Below are 14,926 nucleotides of genomic sequence, written 5' to 3'. Positions count from 1 at the left end.
GAATTGGAGTTTGGTGAATGAAAGGTTTACGCGAGGCGCAAAGAAAAGCCCGCGCCTTGCGGCGCGGGCCTGAAACTGCCGGTCGAGGAGATCTTACTCCTCTTCGTCCTTCTTGGCTTTCTTGGGCGTCTCTTCGCGGGCTTTGAGCGCCGCGCCAAGAATGTCGCCGAGCGAAGCGCCGGAGTCGGCCGAGCCATATTGCGCGATGGCCTCCTTCTCTTCAGCGACTTCAAGCGCCTTGATCGAGACGGAGACCTTGCGGGCCTTGCGGTCGAACAGCGTCACGCGGGCGTCGACCTTCTCGCCGACGGCGAACCGTTCAGGACGCTGGTCGGCGCGGTCGCGAGCGAGTTCGCTGCGCTTGATGAAGGTGGAGAGATCGGTGCCGGCGATCTTTACGTCGATGCCCGAATCCTTCACCTCGATCACCTCACAGGTGATGACGAGGCCCTTTCTGAGCTCGCCGCCTTCTTCGGCGCTGACGGAAGCGAACGGATCGCCTGCGAGCTGCTTGACGCCAAGCGAAATGCGCTCCTTCTCCACGTCGACATCGAGGACCTGGGCATTAATCATGTCGCCCTTCTTATACTCCTCGATAACCTGCTCGCCGGGACGGTTCCAGTCGAGATCCGACAGATGGACCATGCCGTCCACGTCGCCATCGAGCCCGATGAAGAGCCCGAACTCGGTCTTGTTCTTCACTTCGCCAGAGACGGTCGAGCCGACCGGATGCTTCTCGGCGAAGGCCTCCCACGGATTCTGCAGGCACTGCTTGAGGCCCAGCGAGATTCGACGTTTGACCGGATCGACCTCGAGCACCTGAACGTCGACTTCCTGGCTCGTCGAGACGATCTTGCCGGGATGGACGTTCTTTTTCGTCCAGCTCATTTCCGAGACGTGGACGAGGCCTTCGATGCCGGGCTCCAGTTCGACGAAAGCGCCGTAGTCGGTGATGTTGGTCACGCGGCCATGGAACCTGGCGCTGATCGGATATTTCGCCTCGATGCCCTGCCAGGGATCCTCGAGGAGCTGCTTCATGCCGAGCGAGATGCGGTGCGTCTCGTGATTGATCTTGATGATCTTCACCTTGACGGTCTGACCGATGGTCAGCACCTCGGACGGATGATTGACGCGCCGCCAGGCGATGTCGGTGACATGCAGCAGGCCGTCGATGCCGCCGAGATCCACGAAGGCGCCGTAGTCGGTGATGTTCTTCACCACGCCGTCGATCACCTGTCCCTCTTCGAGGTTGGCGACGATCTCGTGGCGCTGCTCGGCGCGGCTCTCTTCGAGCACGGTGCGGCGCGAGACGACGATATTGCCGCGCCGGCGGTCCATCTTCAGGATGTGGAACGGCTGCGGCACGTTCATCAGCGGGCCGACGTCGCGGATCGGACGAATGTCGACCTGGCTGCGCGGCAGAAAGGCCACGGCGCCGTCGAGGTCGACGGTGAAGCCGCCCTTGACCTGATTGAAGATGACGCCCTCGACCTTTTCATTGGTCTCGAAGGCCTTTTCGAGCTTGACCCAGCTCTCTTCGCGGCGCGCCTTGTCGCGCGAAATGACGGCTTCGCCGAGCGCGTTCTCGACGCGCTCCAGGTAGACTTCGACCTCTTCGCCCACTTGGGGGGCGGGGTCCCGGCCATAGCCAGTGAATTCCTTGATAGCGACGCGGCCCTCGGTCTTGAGGCCAATGTCGATGACGGCGACATCCTTTTCGATGGCGACGACGCGGCCCTTGATGACGGAACCTTCGAAGGCCTCGTTCTGGCCATAGCTCTCATCAAGCAGAGCGGCGAAATCTTCGCGCGTAGGCGCGCGATCGGTCGTGGCGGACATTTGTTCTCCTGAGAGCCCAGAGAGGGCGGCGCCGGCATGGGTTAGCGTTGCAGATCGGCTTTCGGCGATCGGACGTCCCCCGCGGCTAAAACGCGAGGCTGGACGAAAAGTTCGCTAAGCGAACTGCCGGCGCGGCCCGATGTCGAAAACCAAAGCGAATGCCCCGGCTTGGTTACCGAGGCGGGGCCTATCTACCAGCGGCGCGACGCCGTCGCAAGCGCGCCGAAAAGAAAAAGCTTAGCACGGCTTAGCCAAAGCCATGATATTGCACTGCAAAAAGTTAACAATATACTGTTTTAATATAATAATCATAACGCAATAAGGCTCGTTTGTTGGCGAATTTCTCGCTAGCGGAATCACAGCTGCACGCATAGTCTGCGACCTACTGCTAGGCCTCACTGCGCCGCCAAGCATCAGCGGCGGCGCAGTAGCCGCCCGGAGCAGGCGCGCTGGGCGGCTTGGCCAAAGCCCAGTAGAACTTCGCGTTCGCCGTCCAGACAGCGAGAGCGTCGACTTCCTGTCGTTGCGATAGGGATATAAAGAGGAGAAAGAGATGAAGACGAATATTATTTCAGGTTCGGCTCTCGCCGCCGCCGCCGTCGCCCTTGCTCTGAGCGGCGCGTCGGTTGCGCCCGCCTACGCGCATTCCGCGAAGTCGACCCACGCGAAGACGCATTGCGGCGCCAAGGGAACATGCCGCGGCATGGCCAAGTGCCACCACAAGGCGCAGTGTCACCACCACAAGGGCCGCTGCAACATGAAGAGCCGCTGCCACAGCAAGTAATCGCCTTGCGCGGGGGCGGCTCCTACGGCCGTCCCCGCCACGCTGATGCGGCTCCGGCATGAGCGGCGATGCCTGAGAGGGGAACACATCATGGAAAAACCCGCGCCGCTTGGCTACGGCTTGGGTCTGCGGCCGATCTACTATGAAGAGATCCTGTCGTCGCGCCCGCCGATCGGCTGGTTCGAAATCATTTCTGAAAACTACATGCTCGCCGGCGGCCGGCCTCTGGCGATATTGGAGCGCATACGCGCCGATTACCCCATCGTCATGCATGGCGTCTCGATGTCGCTTGCGTCAACCGACCCGCTCAACTTCGACTATTTGCGACAGTTGAAGGCGCTCGCCGAACGCGTCCAGCCGGCCTGGGTTTCAGATCACGTCGCCTGGACAGGCGTTCATGGCGTGACGCTGCACGATCTGCTGCCCATTCCCTACACGCGCGAGTCGCTTGCGCATATCGTCGAGCGCATCCAGCGGGTGCAGGATTTTCTCAAGCGACGGCTTGTCGTTGAAAATGCCTCAACCTACGTGTCCTTCGTCGATTCGGAGATGAGCGAACACGAGTTCGTCCGCGAAATGGCCGAGCGCGCCGATTGCCTGTTGCTGCTCGACGTCAACAATGTTTTCGTTTCGAGCTTCAACCACGGCTTTGATCCGGTCGCCTTCATCGATGGCGTTCCGGCCGAGCGCGTCGTGCAATTTCACATGGCGGGTCACACCGATCACGAGACGCATCGCGTGGACACACACGACCAGCCGGTTTGTGATGAGGTCTGGGCGCTCTACGAGCACGCGCGTCGTCGCTGCGGCGACGTCTCCGCCATGATTGAGCGCGACGACAATTATCCGCCGCTTGCGGAGCTTCTCGACGAACTCCAGAATATGCGCGACATCGACGCCCGCATTTCAAAAGAGCGAGCGCTCAGCGCAGCATGAAGCTCGCAGATTTTCAGTCTCTGTTTCAGCAGCGTGTGCTGGCCGGCTCAGGAGAGGCGGACAAGCCGCTCCTGAACAAATTGCGGCCGTCGCCGCGCGGCGCCGCGCCAGAGACGCTGCTGGACGTCTATCAGACGGGCTACCGCATACGGCTGGCGGACTTTGTTGCGCAGGATCACCCGGGGCTGCGCGCTATTCTCGGAGACGAGACGTTTGACGCGCTGGTCGACGACTACATCGACCACTGTCCGTCGCACGATCCGAACGCCCGCTGGTTCACCACCGGCCTGCCGGACTTCATGCGCGAAAATGCGCGCTGGCGCGACGATGTTGCGGCGGCGTCCATGGCGCTGTTTGAGCGCGCCATGGTCGACGCCTTCGACACAGCTGACGAAACGCCGTTGACGGTGCAGGCGCTGGCGGGCTTTGCGCCCGACGACTGGGCGCGGCTCGCCTTCGAATTCGACCCGAGCCTCACGCTGCTCGAACTCGTCGCCGGCACGGTCGAGGCCTACGGCGCGGCGATTAGCGAGGAAGCGCCGGCGAACGTCGATAAGCCCGCGGCGGGCGAGATCGAATATGCCGCCGTATGGCGCGTCGATCATGAATCCGCCTACCGCCAGCTCGAGCCCGACGAATATGTCGCGCTTTCCGAAGCGCGCGCCGGCCACGCCTTCGGCGACATTTGTCAGATGACCGCCTTTCAGCAGGCGGGCGAGATTGCGCCAGAGCGGCTGGCGCAATGTTTGTCGAGCTGGTTCGAGGACGGCATGATTATCGGCGTGCGCGTCCGCGAGGACGATCAGTCTTCGAATACGCCTTCGAGCGCGTAGTGCTGGACGCTCTTGCGGTTGGCGATAAGTTCGTCGGCCGTCGGCTCGCCCTTCATGGCGCGGGAGATCGCGAGCTTCGTCGCTTCGTAATTGGTGCGATAGAGATCTTTCTTGTCGAGCTCCGCATGGGTGGCGCAACGCGGATCGAGCCAGACCATGATGATCATGCAGAGTTCGTTGAGCTGATCCTTGGGGAGAATCCCTTCGGCGATGCAGTCGACGATGGCGTCGCCGGTCGCCGCCTGCACGACGCCGCCGAGAAGCTCGACATAATCTTCGGATTTCACCGTCATCTTGGTGGTCATCATCGTCGCCGGCCGCACCTGCTGGTTGAGGTCGCGGATGACGAACATGCGCGGATGGCCGGCGACCTGGCCCGCCATGCTGGCGAAGGCGTGCCCGACCGGTCCCTTGACGTTGCCGATCATCACTTCCGGCATGGCGTCAGTGTATTGCCCGTCCGCGGCCAGAACCGTCGCTTCGCCCGTCGCCAGCCAGATATGCTCGGTCATCGTCGTTCCTCTTGCGTTGATCGAGGGCTCGATAGCATCGCGCGCCGTCACATGGAAGCCGGCGATCCTCCGGCTGAGTTGCGTTGCCGGCGCATCGGCCGCACGTCATGATAGGCGGCGCGCGCCCTCAACATGCACGCATCGTGAAGGGGAACCCTGTGACAGATAATCCAACTCGGTCGTCTTTGCGGCTATGCGTCGCGATTGTTGCGGCTGCCTCCCTAGGAGCCGCAACCTCGGCGCATGCTGGTTGTCCGCGCGCTTCGCAAAACAGCGACGTCGCGACGACGATCACCTTCGTCAATCATTCGGGCGAATATCGCGGCATCTATTGGAAGGACTTCTCCGGAAGCGACAAGAGTTATGGCGGCCTCAATCCTGGAGAGCGCAAAACGATCAGCACCTATCTGACCCATCCGTGGGAAATCACCAATGGACCGGGAGATTGTTTGCAGCTCGTATTTCCGCGTCCGGGCGGCTCAATCGTCCGCCTGACGGCGCGCGGTCGGCGTGCGCATCCTTCTCAGGGCGAGTAGCGATGGAGAAGCGCAGGGGAAACCCCGTCGAGCGTTTCATCCGGCGCTAAAACGATTTCGCCCTTTTGCCGATCCTTGCGGCCAGCGCCTCACTGTCTCGCGCGAGCGTTTCCACCAATCCGCGCTTGATGCGCGTGACCAGCCCTGGCCCTTCATAAACCAGCGCGGAATAGAGCTGCACAAGCGTCGCGCCGGCTTCGATTTTGGCGAGCGCCGCGTCCGCGCTGTCGACGCCGCCGACGCCGATCAGCGGAAACTGTTTCTCCACGCGCAAAAATGTTTGCGCGAGCATGCGCGTCGAGAGATCAAACAGCGGCGCCCCCGACAATCCGCCACTCTCCTTCGCCAAAGGCGAACGCAGCGTCGCGGGGCGCGAAATCGTCGTGTTCGATACGATCATGCCGTCGAGGCGCCGATCGCGCGCCACGCGCACGATGGCGTCCAGCTGTGCGAGCGTGAGATCGGGCGCGATTTTGAGGAGCAGGGGCCGTCGAACCGGCGCCGCGTCGCGCGCTTCGATGACGCGCGCGAGCAGCTCGGAAAGCGCTTCCGGCTCTTGAAGATCGCGCAGGCCCGGCGTATTCGGCGAACTGACGTTGATCGTGAAATAGCTCGCGACGTCGGCGAAGGCGCTGACGCCCGCGACATAGTCGGCGACGCGATCGCCAGCGTCCTTGTTGGCGCCGATATTGACGCCGACGATTCCTCGCCGCGCGCGCTTCGACAGGCGCGCCAGCGCCGGCGCATGGCCCTCATTGTTGAAGCCGTAGCGATTGATGACGGCGCGATCATCCAGAAGGCGAAAGGCGCGGGGACGCGGATTGCCGGGCTGCGCGCGCGGCGTCAGCGTGCCGACTTCGACAAAGCCAAATCCGAAACCGAGCATCGCGTCAGCGACTTCGGCATTTTTGTCGAAGCCTGCCGCGAGGCCGACCGGACTAGGAAAGTCGAGACCGAAGGCGTGGACCGCGAGGCGTGGATCCTCCGCCCGCGGCGCACGACGGGGCAGCAGTTTCAGCGCCGCGATCGTCGCATGGTGCGCCGTTTCCGCGTCGAGCAGACGCAAAAGCGGCGATGCGATCGCGAACGCGTCCGTCATTTGAGGACGGCCGAAAAATCATGCCGGCCGTCCGCGCCCAAGGGCAGCGGATGGACACGCGCAACCGTCTCGAGCGAAAGCGGCGCATAAAGATGGGGAAACGGCGCGCCGCCGCGCGAAACCTCCCATCTGAGCGCCTCGCCCAGCTTCGTGAAGTCCACGGCGACGAGCAGCAGATCGGTTTGGCCGGCGAAATATCTCGCCGCCGTTTCCTCGACCTGCTCCGCGGTCGAGAAATGAATGAAGCCGTCGGCGAGATCGACGGCCGCGCCGCCAAAGAGGCCCGCCGCTTCCGCCGCACGCCACTCGGACTGCGAAATGATTTTGTAGATATGAGTCACGAACCCATCAGCCTTGTCTCAAGCCCGCCGAGTCACTCCGCGGCGCGCGGGGTTCTCTGCGCAGCGGCCGCCTGAGCGGCGCGGCGCGGCAGACGCGCGATCATGCCGATGAGCGCACGGTCGGAGAGCGCCACAAGCCGCTCGCCGCGGTTCAGCCAATTGACTGCGTCCTCAATTGTCTCGGCGTCGGCGATTTTAGTTTCGGCCAAGGCTCGGTCCGCGCTGATCTGCCCGCGCTGCCTCGGGCGTCGCGTCGGCAGCCAGCTTTCGTGCAGCGCGCGCAACTCGGGATCGGCGTGGAGCGCCAGCAGACCATTGACGTCGTCTTCGGCAGCGCGCGCCAGCGCTTTTGAGAGCGCCTTGCCGCGTTTGGCGATCGGCGGCGTTGTGGTTTCCTCGGGTGTCGTCAGCACGCCGGCGCGACGAAACATGAGGCCGAGCCAACGTTGACTCGTCGCCCAGGAAATAAGGATCGCGAGCACGAGGCCGGCGATCGTCGGCGACATCCAGGCGACGAGCGAGGGCGAAATCATGAAGCCTGCGACGAGGCTTAAGACGCCCAGCGCCACGTGCCAGATGTGGCGGCGGACGATATCGGCAAACGGCACCGAGCCGTCGTCTCGTCGCTGCGGATCCCAACCGGTATCGAAGCCGAAAACGATGTGCAGCACATGGCCGGTCTGAATCAGCATCATGATCGGCGCGAGCAGGGCGGACAGCACGACTTCGAAAAGGGTCGAGATCAGCAGCATGATCACGCCGCCGGAGCCTTTGCGCGTTTCCGGCTCATAGATGGCGACGATCAGGCCCAGCATCTTGGGGGCGAGCAGAATGCCCATCGTCAGTCCAAAGAGTTCGAGCGACCGTTCGGCGTCGAACCGCGGGAAGGTCGGAAACAGCGCAAATTCGCCGGTAAAATATTCCGGTCGGAAATAGCTCGCCTGGAAGACGATGACGATGCCGATGAGAAGTTGCAGCAGCCAGAGCGGCGACGTCAGATAGCCGAAGATGCCGGTGAGAAAATGCTGCCGCGACGCCCAGTGAAAGCCTTTGCCGCTCAACACGCGTGCATGTTGTAGGTTGCCCTGACACCAGCGGCGGTCGCGAATCGACAAATCGATCAGGGAAGGCGGGCTTTCTTCATAGGAGCCGCCGAGCGTCGGCGTCATGTAGACCGCATATCCGGCGCGGCGGATAAGCGCGGCTTCGACGAAGTCATGGCTCAGGATATGGCCGCCCCAGGGCGGTCGGCCGCGCAGGTCGGGCAGGCCGCAGTAGCGGGCGAAGGCCTCGGTGCGGATGATCGCGTTATGCCCCCAATAATTGCCGTCGCGGCCCATCCAGGCCGTTAGCCCCATCGCGATGATGGGGCCGTAGATGCGCGCGGCGAATTGCTGGACGCGGGCGAAGAGCGTGTTCCGATTGATGATCAGCGGCAGGGTCTGAATGATGCCGCTGTCTGGGTCCGCCTCCATCGCGGCGGCGAGCTGAACGATGGTCGGCCCGCTCATCAGACTGTCGGCGTCGAGCACCACCATATGCTTATAGGCGCCGCCCCAGCGCGAGACGAAGTCTTCAATATTGCCCGCCTTGCGTCCGGTGTTCTTTTCACGCCGGCGGTAAAAGATTCGCGCCTGTGGGCCGAGCCGACGGCGAATGCCGATGAAGGCGCGCTCTTCGGCGATCCAGATGTCGGGATTGGTGGTGTCGGAGAGGAAGAACCAATCGAAATGCGCGCCAAGGCCGGTCGCTTGCACGTCTTCGTAGATCGTCTGCAGGGCGGCGAAGACCCGGCTCGGCGCCTCATTATAGATCGGCATGACGACGGCGGTGGTCTCGGCGAGCGCCGTCGGCAGAGCCGGGCGCCGGCGGCGCTGGCGCATCAGCAGAGCGAAGCCAACGATGCAGCTCGTGAAGGACAGCGCGATCCAAGAGAAGTTCAGCACGAACAACCCCAGCAGCGCCCACTTCAATGTCGTCACGCCGCCGACGTCGACGACCTTATACATCTCGTGAGCGCCATAGGCCGTCAGCGCCAGACCGCCGCCAAAGGTGACAATTCTCGCAAGCCATGGCGTGCGCCACAGCCAAGGCGCTTCGGCTTTGCGCTGCTGCCGCTTGTCGAATTTAAAAAGGTTTTGCGCCGGCATCGACAGCCGATTCTCGATCGGGGTCGGCGGGGCGGCGGCGGGATCGGAGCTGGCGGTCCGCCATTCCGTTGCCCGCGGCGGATCGTCTGAAGGAGCGAGGGTCACGACGTCCATCGATAAAGCCAGGTCTCGCTGATCGGTCGCTCGTCGGACTGCAAAACGAGCCGAAGCTCGCAGTAGTTCTCGCCGGCAGGGTCTACGTCGAAGGCGACGCGGCAGGACTTTGCCGACGGATTCAAATAGGTCCGAATATTCGTCGCCAATCCCGGAGAGGTCGTCAACGCCGCTTTCAGCTGCGTTGTGCGTTGAGGGTCCGCCAACACGTCGCCGGAAAACACGACAATAAAACGGCGGAGCTTGGCGCCCGGCGCACGGCCGGAGCGCGCGCTCATCGCGATCGCCAGCGGCGGCCGCGTCGGCGGCTCCCAGCACCAGAACTGCCGATAGGCGAAGGACGTCTCTTTGCCGGCGACGAGAGCGGTCTTGGGCCGCCAATAGGCGACGATATTGGCGTTGATTTCGGATTCGGAGGGAATTTCGACGAGCTGCAGGGCGCCTTCGCCCCATTCGCCGAGCGGTTCGACCCACAGCGAGGGACGGCGTTCCCAGTGCTGCTGATCGTCCTCATAGTCGGCGATGTCGCGCTGCCGGATCAGCGAGCCAAAGCCCTGCGGATTGTCGTCGACAAAGGAGGAGAACTGCAGACTCTCGCGGTTCGAGACGGGTCGCCAGAGCCATTCGCCCTGGCCGCTGAGCATCTGAATGCCGTTGATGTCGGCGACCATCGGCCGCCAATCGTCGAGCCTGGGACGGTCGAGCGGCGTAAAGAGCGAAGCCCCGGCAAAGCCGGCGATTCCCAAATGATCGACCGCCGTGCGCGGATAGAGAGTCAATTCGGTGTCGATGAGCGTCGCTTCGCCCGGCCGCAGCGTGAAGCGATAGACGCCGGCGACGCTTGGCGAATCGAGCAGAGCATGAATGACGAGCGCGTTGTCGCTGAGCGCGGGCTTCTCGATCCAGAAGCTGCGGAAGGCGGGGAATTCCTCGCCGCGCGGATCGGCTGTGCGAATGGAGAGCCCGCGCGCCGTCACGCCGAGATTCTGCCCGCGCGCGACGGCCCGATAAAAGCTCGCCCCCTGGAATATGGCGAGTTCCGCCTCGGCGCCGCCATTTTGGGCGTGAAGCACCCGAAAGCCCGAAAAGCTGAGGTCGGGAAGGGTCTCCGGGACATTGAGCGCCCCATAGTCGAAGCGGCTCGCCTCATAAGCCAGTCGCGCGGCGGCGCCGTTCTCCACGACGTAGATATCCACAGCAGCCGCAAAAATATGGCCGCGGTGAAGCGGCTCAATGCTGAAACCCGTATTGTCGTGACGCCAAATCGCCGCATCGGGCTTCGTCTTGATCCCGACGAATTGCTCATAGGAGAGATTGGCGAAGGGTTCGGGCAGGTCGGTTCGCGGCGGCGTATACGGCTTTGCGGCCAGCGCGCGGGCAAGTTCGACCACCATGTCGCGCGAGAATGGCGCAGGCTTTTGAACTGTCGGGGGGGCTGCTTGACTGGCGGTCCCCGCGCTTGACGGCGGCGGAACGATTCCCGCCGCGATTGCGCCCAAGCCCGCTTTCAAAACATCTCGACGTTCAAACATGAGCTACCGAAGGAGGCCGATCCGCGCGGTCCATGAACGTGTGATTGAGCCATTTTGCGGCGCTGGGCTGGCGACAGCCCCTCTATACAAGAAAGCTAAGGAGACAAAATGGTTTTCTTGGCGGTTTTTGAGGGCTGCGCGCGAAAGCCGCGGCGGCTTGCGCTCCGCCGCTCGAATCTGCCAGAACCGCGGCCTGAGCGGCGTCGCGACGCCGGCTCCTTACGCCAACGTCTAGCCTGGGCGCCAGATGCCGACAGAAAGAAGCGCGCTCGCGATCGTCCTTGCCGCCGGCGAAGGCACGCGGATGAAATCCGACCGGCCGAAGGCGCTGCACGAGGTCGCCGGGCGCTCGATGCTTGGCAATGTGCTCTCGAGCGCCATGTCGGCGGGCGTCGGCAGCGTCTCCGTGATCGTTGGGCCGGGTCGTGATGACGTCGGCGCGGAGGCGCGCCGCTTTATCCCTGAGGCGGAAATCTTCGTGCAGAGCGAAAGACGCGGCACGGCGCACGCCGTTCTCGCCGCGCGCCACGCCATCGCTAAAGGAGCTGACGACCTCCTTGTGCTCTTCGCCGACACGCCGCTCCTGACAGCGCCGACGATCGGCGCGTTGCGCGCCGCCCTTGCCGAAGGCGCGGCCGTCGCCGTTCTGGGCTTTCAGGCGTCCAACCCCTTCGGCTACGGACGGCTGCTGCGCGACGCCGCCGGGCGCCTCGTCGCCATCCGCGAGGAGAAAGACGCAAGCGACGAAGAACGCGCGGTCACGCTCTGCAACGGCGGTTTGATGGCGATCGACGGGGTAGAGGCGCTGCGCCTCCTAGAAAAGATCGACAACAAAAACGCCAAGGGCGAATTCTATCTCACCGACGCGGTGGAGCTCGCGCGCGCGGACGGACTCGAAACGAGAGTCGTCATCGCCGACGAAGCCGAAGTTCTCGGCGTCAACGACCGTATGCAGCTCGCGCAGGCTGAAGCCGTCGCGCAGACGCGGCTTCGCCGCGCCGCCATGGCGGGGGGCGCGACGATGATCGCGCCGGAAACGGTTTTTCTTGCGGCCGACGCCGTGATCGGCCGCGACGTCGTCATCGAGCCGCATGTCGTCATCGGACCGGGCGTTGAAATCGCCGACGGCGCGGTGATCCACGCCTTCTCGCATCTTGAAGGCGCGCGCGTCGGCGAACGCGCGAGCGTTGGACCCTTCGCGCGACTGCGTCCGGGCGCCGAGATTGCGGAAAAAGCCAAGGTGGGGAATTTCGTTGAGATCAAGAACGCCAATGTCGCGCGAGGCGCCAAGGTCAATCACCTGTCCTATATCGGCGACGCTGACATCGGCGCCAACGCCAATATCGGCGCCGGAACCATCACCTGCAATTACGACGGCTTCCTCAAATATCGCACGACGATCGGCGAAAACGCCTTCATCGGCTCAAACTCGTCGCTTGTCGCGCCGGTGACGATCGGCCAGGGCGCCTATGTCGGCTCCGGCTCGGTTATCACTAAGGATGTTGCGCCCGACGCGCTCGCCGTGGCGCGCGGGCGGCAAATGGAGAAAGCGGGCTGGGCGACGACATTCCGCGCGACGCAGACCGCGAAGAAGGCGGCGAAAAAAGCGAAGGTGGAATAGGCCGGACTTTCTTTCATGCTCATGCTAAATTGGGCGCGATGATTACGCTTTCCCGAGAGACCGAGGTCTTGGCTGAGCGCCTCGCGGCCGCTAGGCGGGTCTCGGTCGATGAGGCCGTCCGTCAGGCGCTGGAAGCGTCCGCGCGGGCGGCGGGCGTGTCGCCGGAGCAGCGTCGACGTCGCATGACGGTCGAACAGATGCAGGCATTGGGCGCCGAAATCGCCGCCTTGCCGATTCTCGATCCGCGTTCTCCACAGGAGATCATGGACGACATCAACGAGCTATGATTGTCGTCGACAGCTCCGCATTGATCGCCATTTTAGAACATGAGGAAGACGCGCCGCTTTACGCTCGCGCTATTCATGATGCCGAGCGTTTGCAGGTCTCCGCGCTAAATGTACTCGAAACCGGCATTGTCTTGCGCGCGCGTCATGGCGATGTCGCCGTGGCGCGTTTGTGGCGTTTTCTGCGTGACGATAATGACTTTGAGATCGCGCCCTTCGACGCGGCGCAGGCGCGCGCGGCGATCGCCGCTTACGGGCGCTATGGCAAGGGCGTCGATCCCAAAGCGCGCCTCAATCTCGCCGATTGCGCCGCCTATGCGCTCGCCAAGACTCTCGATTGGCCGCTCCTCTTCAAAGGCGCCGACTTTTCGGCGACCGACGTGCGCGCCTGTCGTTTATGAAGCTTGCAACGAGGCCAAGCGAGCGGGAGCCTCCCTCAACCCTGATTCCCGTCTTTACTCGCGCCCATCCGCTTTGGCGGCGCTCTTGCTATTATGCTTTCGGAGGTCGTCATGTGCGGCATTGTGGGAATCATCGGAACAGGTCCGGTCGCCGGCAAGATTGTCGAGTCGCTGAAGCGTCTCGAATATCGGGGGTATGATTCCGCCGGGATCGCCACTCTGGAGAACGGTCGGCTCACCCGTGTGCGGGCGAGCGGCAAGCTCAGGAATCTCGAAGAAAAGCTCGCAGCCGCGCCGCTCTCGGGCGCCATCGGCATCGGCCACACGCGCTGGGCGACCCATGGCCGCCCCACCGAGAACAACGCCCATCCGCACGCCAACGACCGTGTCGCGGTGGTTCATAATGGCATCATCGAAAACTTCCGCGAGCTGCGCGCCGAGCTGACGGCGAAGGGCCATGTCTTTTCGAGCGAGACCGACTCGGAGGCCGTGGTCCATCTCGTCGCCGACCAGCTGCGCAACGGCGCGTCGCCTGAAGAAGCTGTCGCGGCGGCGCTGAAGCGGCTCAAGGGCGCCTTTGCGCTGGCCTTTCTCTTCGAGGGCGAAGGCGATCTTCTGATCGGCGCGCGGCGCGGTTCGCCGCTCGCCGTGGGTTGGAGCGACGAAGGCGCCTATCTTGGCTCCGACGCCTTGGCGCTCGCGCCATTCGCGACCTCCATCGCCTATCTGGACGAAGGCGACTGGGTGACGCTGACGCGCGAAGGCGCGCGTTTCCATGACGCCAATGACAATCTCGTAGAGAGGCGCTTCCAGCCGCTGCTGGCCGGTTCCTTCCTGGTCGACAAGGGCAACTATCGCCATTTCATGGCCAAGGAGATCCACGAGCAGCCGGAGGTCGTCGGCCGCACGCTCGCGCATTACCTCGATCTCGCCGAGGGCGTCGTGCGCCTGCCGTTCGAGTTCAAATTCGATCCGCGGACGCTTTCGCGCGTGACCATTTCGGCCTGCGGCACGGCCTATTACGCCGGGCTCGTGGCGCGTTATTGGCTGGAGCGCTTCGCGCGCCTTTCGGTGGAGATCGATATCGCGTCGGAATTTCGTTACCGGGAGGCGCCGCTGCCCGAGAATGGATTGACGATTCTGGTCTCCCAGTCCGGCGAAACCGCCGACACGCTCGCCGCGCTGCGCTACGCCCGCGACCAGGGCCAACACATTCTCTCGATCGTCAATGTCGAGACCTCCACGATCGCCCGCGAGAGCGACACGGTGGCGCAGACATTGGCGGGACCGGAGATCGGGGTCGCCTCGACGAAGGCCTTCACCTGTCAGCTCGTGGTTTTCGCTTGTCTTGCGCTGGCGTTGGGCCGCGCGCGCGGCGTTCTGAGCAAGGAGCGCGAACGCGAGCTGGTCGCCGAACTCGTCGCCGCGCCGGGGCAGATGGCGCAGGCGCTCGCTCATGAGGCGCAGATCGAACCCGTGGCGCGTGACGTGGCGCGGGCTTCGAGCGTGCTCTATCTCGGGCGTGGAACCGCTTTTCCTTTGGCGCTCGAAGGCGCGCTGAAGCTCAAGGAGCTTTCCTATATCCACGCGGAGGGCTATGCCGCCGGCGAACTGAAGCACGGGCCGATCGCGCTGATCGACTACGCCATGCCGGTGATCGTGCTGGCGCCGCCCGACGCGAGCCTCGATAAGACTGTATCGAACCTGCAGGAGGTCGCCGCGCGCGGCGGTCACTTAATCCTGATTGGCTCGCCGCACGCCCGGGACGCCGCGGCCGCCGAACTCGCCGGTTTCATCGAAATGCCGGAAGACGTCGCGGGTCCGTTTGCGGTCATCGTCTACGCCGTCCCGGCGCAGCTCCTCGCCTATCACGTCGCGACCTTCATGGGCAAAGACGTGGATCAGCCGCGCAATCTCGCCAAGAGCGTGACGGTGGAGTAGGGC

General features: G+C 63.5%; 14 protein-coding genes. 8 read left to right on the top strand and 6 right to left on the bottom strand.

Annotated features, from left to right (window positions below; translation table 11 throughout):
* Nucleotides 1-93: 93 nt before the first annotated feature.
* On the bottom strand, nucleotides 94-1,839 hold the full coding sequence (gene rpsA, locus ACPS74_RS04870; protein ID WP_029650353.1) for a 30S ribosomal protein S1: 1,746 nt from the start codon (nucleotides 1,837-1,839) through the stop codon (nucleotides 94-96).
* Between the two features lie 553 nt (nucleotides 1,840-2,392).
* Between rpsA and ACPS74_RS04865 the strand changes: the two genes are divergently transcribed.
* The 3 genes from ACPS74_RS04865 (at nucleotide 2,393) to ACPS74_RS04855 (ending at nucleotide 4,392) form a co-directional block, all read left to right on the top strand.
* The gene (locus ACPS74_RS04865) at nucleotides 2,393-2,623 is read left to right on the top strand and encodes a hypothetical protein (protein ID WP_018408882.1); all 231 of its coding nucleotides are present in this window, start codon (nucleotides 2,393-2,395) and stop codon (nucleotides 2,621-2,623) included.
* A gap of 90 nt (nucleotides 2,624-2,713) precedes the next feature.
* Nucleotides 2,714-3,559: a DUF692 domain-containing protein gene (locus tag ACPS74_RS04860; RefSeq protein ID WP_029650351.1), complete on the top strand. Its 846-nt coding sequence runs from the start codon at nucleotides 2,714-2,716 to the stop codon at nucleotides 3,557-3,559.
* On the top strand, nucleotides 3,556-4,392 hold the full coding sequence (locus ACPS74_RS04855; protein ID WP_029650349.1) for a DNA-binding domain-containing protein: 837 nt from the start codon (nucleotides 3,556-3,558) through the stop codon (nucleotides 4,390-4,392). Before ACPS74_RS04860 ends, ACPS74_RS04855 begins: the two co-directional genes overlap by 4 nt.
* Here the strand turns inward: ACPS74_RS04855 and fae are convergent.
* The gene (fae, locus tag ACPS74_RS04850) at nucleotides 4,362-4,904 is read right to left on the bottom strand and encodes a formaldehyde-activating enzyme (protein ID WP_029650347.1); all 543 of its coding nucleotides are present in this window, start codon (nucleotides 4,902-4,904) and stop codon (nucleotides 4,362-4,364) included. The genes ACPS74_RS04855 and fae overlap by 31 nt on opposite strands.
* Before the next feature lie 158 nt (nucleotides 4,905-5,062).
* On the opposite strand from fae, the gene ACPS74_RS04845 reads away from it, so the two are divergent.
* Nucleotides 5,063-5,440 (top strand): hypothetical protein, encoded by a 378-nt coding sequence (locus ACPS74_RS04845; RefSeq protein WP_162231972.1) that lies wholly within the window; start codon nucleotides 5,063-5,065, stop codon nucleotides 5,438-5,440.
* 46 nt (nucleotides 5,441-5,486) lie between these two features.
* Here the strand turns inward: ACPS74_RS04845 and ACPS74_RS04840 are convergent, their stop codons facing one another.
* Genes ACPS74_RS04840 through ACPS74_RS04825 form a run of 4 tightly spaced genes read right to left on the bottom strand, consistent with a single transcriptional unit; the run spans nucleotide 5,487 to nucleotide 10,676 of the window.
* Nucleotides 5,487-6,539, bottom strand: coding sequence for a quinone-dependent dihydroorotate dehydrogenase (locus ACPS74_RS04840; protein ID WP_029650343.1), 1,053 nt, complete (start codon nucleotides 6,537-6,539; stop codon nucleotides 5,487-5,489).
* Complete coding sequence (locus ACPS74_RS04835) at nucleotides 6,536-6,880, bottom strand: DUF952 domain-containing protein (protein ID WP_029650341.1); 345 nt, start codon at nucleotides 6,878-6,880, stop codon at nucleotides 6,536-6,538. The genes ACPS74_RS04840 and ACPS74_RS04835 overlap by 4 nt, the downstream gene beginning before the upstream one ends.
* A 32-nt stretch (nucleotides 6,881-6,912) precedes the next feature.
* Nucleotides 6,913-9,144, bottom strand: coding sequence for a glucans biosynthesis glucosyltransferase MdoH (gene mdoH / locus ACPS74_RS04830; protein WP_029650339.1), 2,232 nt, complete (start codon nucleotides 9,142-9,144; stop codon nucleotides 6,913-6,915).
* A complete protein-coding gene (locus ACPS74_RS04825) occupies nucleotides 9,132-10,676 on the bottom strand; it encodes a glucan biosynthesis protein (protein WP_029650337.1) in 1,545 nt (514 codons plus the stop codon). Before ACPS74_RS04825 ends, mdoH begins: the two co-directional genes overlap by 13 nt.
* Nucleotides 10,677-10,923: 247 nt before the next feature.
* On the opposite strand from ACPS74_RS04825, the gene glmU reads away from it, so the two are divergent.
* The 4 genes from glmU (at nucleotide 10,924) to glmS (ending at nucleotide 14,923) form a co-directional block, all read left to right on the top strand.
* Nucleotides 10,924-12,297: a bifunctional UDP-N-acetylglucosamine diphosphorylase/glucosamine-1-phosphate N-acetyltransferase GlmU gene (gene glmU, locus ACPS74_RS04820; protein ID WP_029650335.1), complete on the top strand. Its 1,374-nt coding sequence runs from the start codon at nucleotides 10,924-10,926 to the stop codon at nucleotides 12,295-12,297.
* A gap of 38 nt (nucleotides 12,298-12,335) precedes the next feature.
* Nucleotides 12,336-12,584 carry a type II toxin-antitoxin system VapB family antitoxin gene (locus ACPS74_RS04815; RefSeq protein WP_029650334.1) on the top strand — a complete coding sequence of 83 codons (249 nt, stop codon included), beginning with the start codon at nucleotides 12,336-12,338 and terminating at the stop codon, nucleotides 12,582-12,584.
* A complete protein-coding gene (locus ACPS74_RS04810; protein ID WP_029650332.1) occupies nucleotides 12,581-12,982 on the top strand; it encodes a type II toxin-antitoxin system VapC family toxin in 402 nt (133 codons plus the stop codon). The genes ACPS74_RS04815 and ACPS74_RS04810 overlap by 4 nt, the downstream gene beginning before the upstream one ends.
* Nucleotides 12,983-13,093: 111 nt before the next feature.
* Nucleotides 13,094-14,923, top strand: a complete 1,830-nt coding sequence (gene glmS, locus ACPS74_RS04805) for a glutamine--fructose-6-phosphate transaminase (isomerizing) (protein WP_029650331.1) — start codon at nucleotides 13,094-13,096, stop codon at nucleotides 14,921-14,923.
* Nucleotides 14,924-14,926 lie beyond the last annotated feature (3 nt).

This window comes from Methylocystis sp. SB2, assembly GCF_049817085.1.
In the GTDB taxonomy this organism is placed as follows: Bacteria; Pseudomonadota; Alphaproteobacteria; order Rhizobiales; family Beijerinckiaceae; genus Methylocystis; species Methylocystis rosea.
Note: the sequence above shows the minus strand (reverse complement) of the source record. Positions and strands in the feature narration are given on the sequence as shown.

Excerpts from the sequence above, each read along its gene's own strand:
- ACPS74_RS04865 (WP_018408882.1), top strand. The coding sequence starts at position 2,393 with ATGAAGACGAATATTATTTCAGGTTCGGCTCTCGCCGCCGCCGCCGTC.
- glmS (WP_029650331.1), top strand. The coding sequence starts at position 13,094 with ATGTGCGGCATTGTGGGAATCATCGGAACAGGTCCGGTCGCCGGCAAG.
- ACPS74_RS04815 (WP_029650334.1), top strand. The coding sequence starts at position 12,336 with ATGATTACGCTTTCCCGAGAGACCGAGGTCTTGGCTGAGCGCCTCGCG.
- ACPS74_RS04825 (WP_029650337.1), bottom strand. The coding sequence starts at position 10,676 with ATGTTTGAACGTCGAGATGTTTTGAAAGCGGGCTTGGGCGCAATCGCG.
- ACPS74_RS04810 (WP_029650332.1), top strand. The coding sequence starts at position 12,581 with ATGATTGTCGTCGACAGCTCCGCATTGATCGCCATTTTAGAACATGAG.
- rpsA (WP_029650353.1), bottom strand. The coding sequence starts at position 1,839 with ATGTCCGCCACGACCGATCGCGCGCCTACGCGCGAAGATTTCGCCGCT.
- ACPS74_RS04840 (WP_029650343.1), bottom strand. The coding sequence starts at position 6,539 with ATGACGGACGCGTTCGCGATCGCATCGCCGCTTTTGCGTCTGCTCGAC.
- fae (WP_029650347.1), bottom strand. The coding sequence starts at position 4,904 with ATGACCGAGCATATCTGGCTGGCGACGGGCGAAGCGACGGTTCTGGCC.
- mdoH (WP_029650339.1), bottom strand. The coding sequence starts at position 9,144 with ATGGACGTCGTGACCCTCGCTCCTTCAGACGATCCGCCGCGGGCAACG.
- ACPS74_RS04855 (WP_029650349.1), top strand. The coding sequence starts at position 3,556 with ATGAAGCTCGCAGATTTTCAGTCTCTGTTTCAGCAGCGTGTGCTGGCC.
- glmU (WP_029650335.1), top strand. The coding sequence starts at position 10,924 with ATGCCGACAGAAAGAAGCGCGCTCGCGATCGTCCTTGCCGCCGGCGAA.
- ACPS74_RS04860 (WP_029650351.1), top strand. The coding sequence starts at position 2,714 with ATGGAAAAACCCGCGCCGCTTGGCTACGGCTTGGGTCTGCGGCCGATC.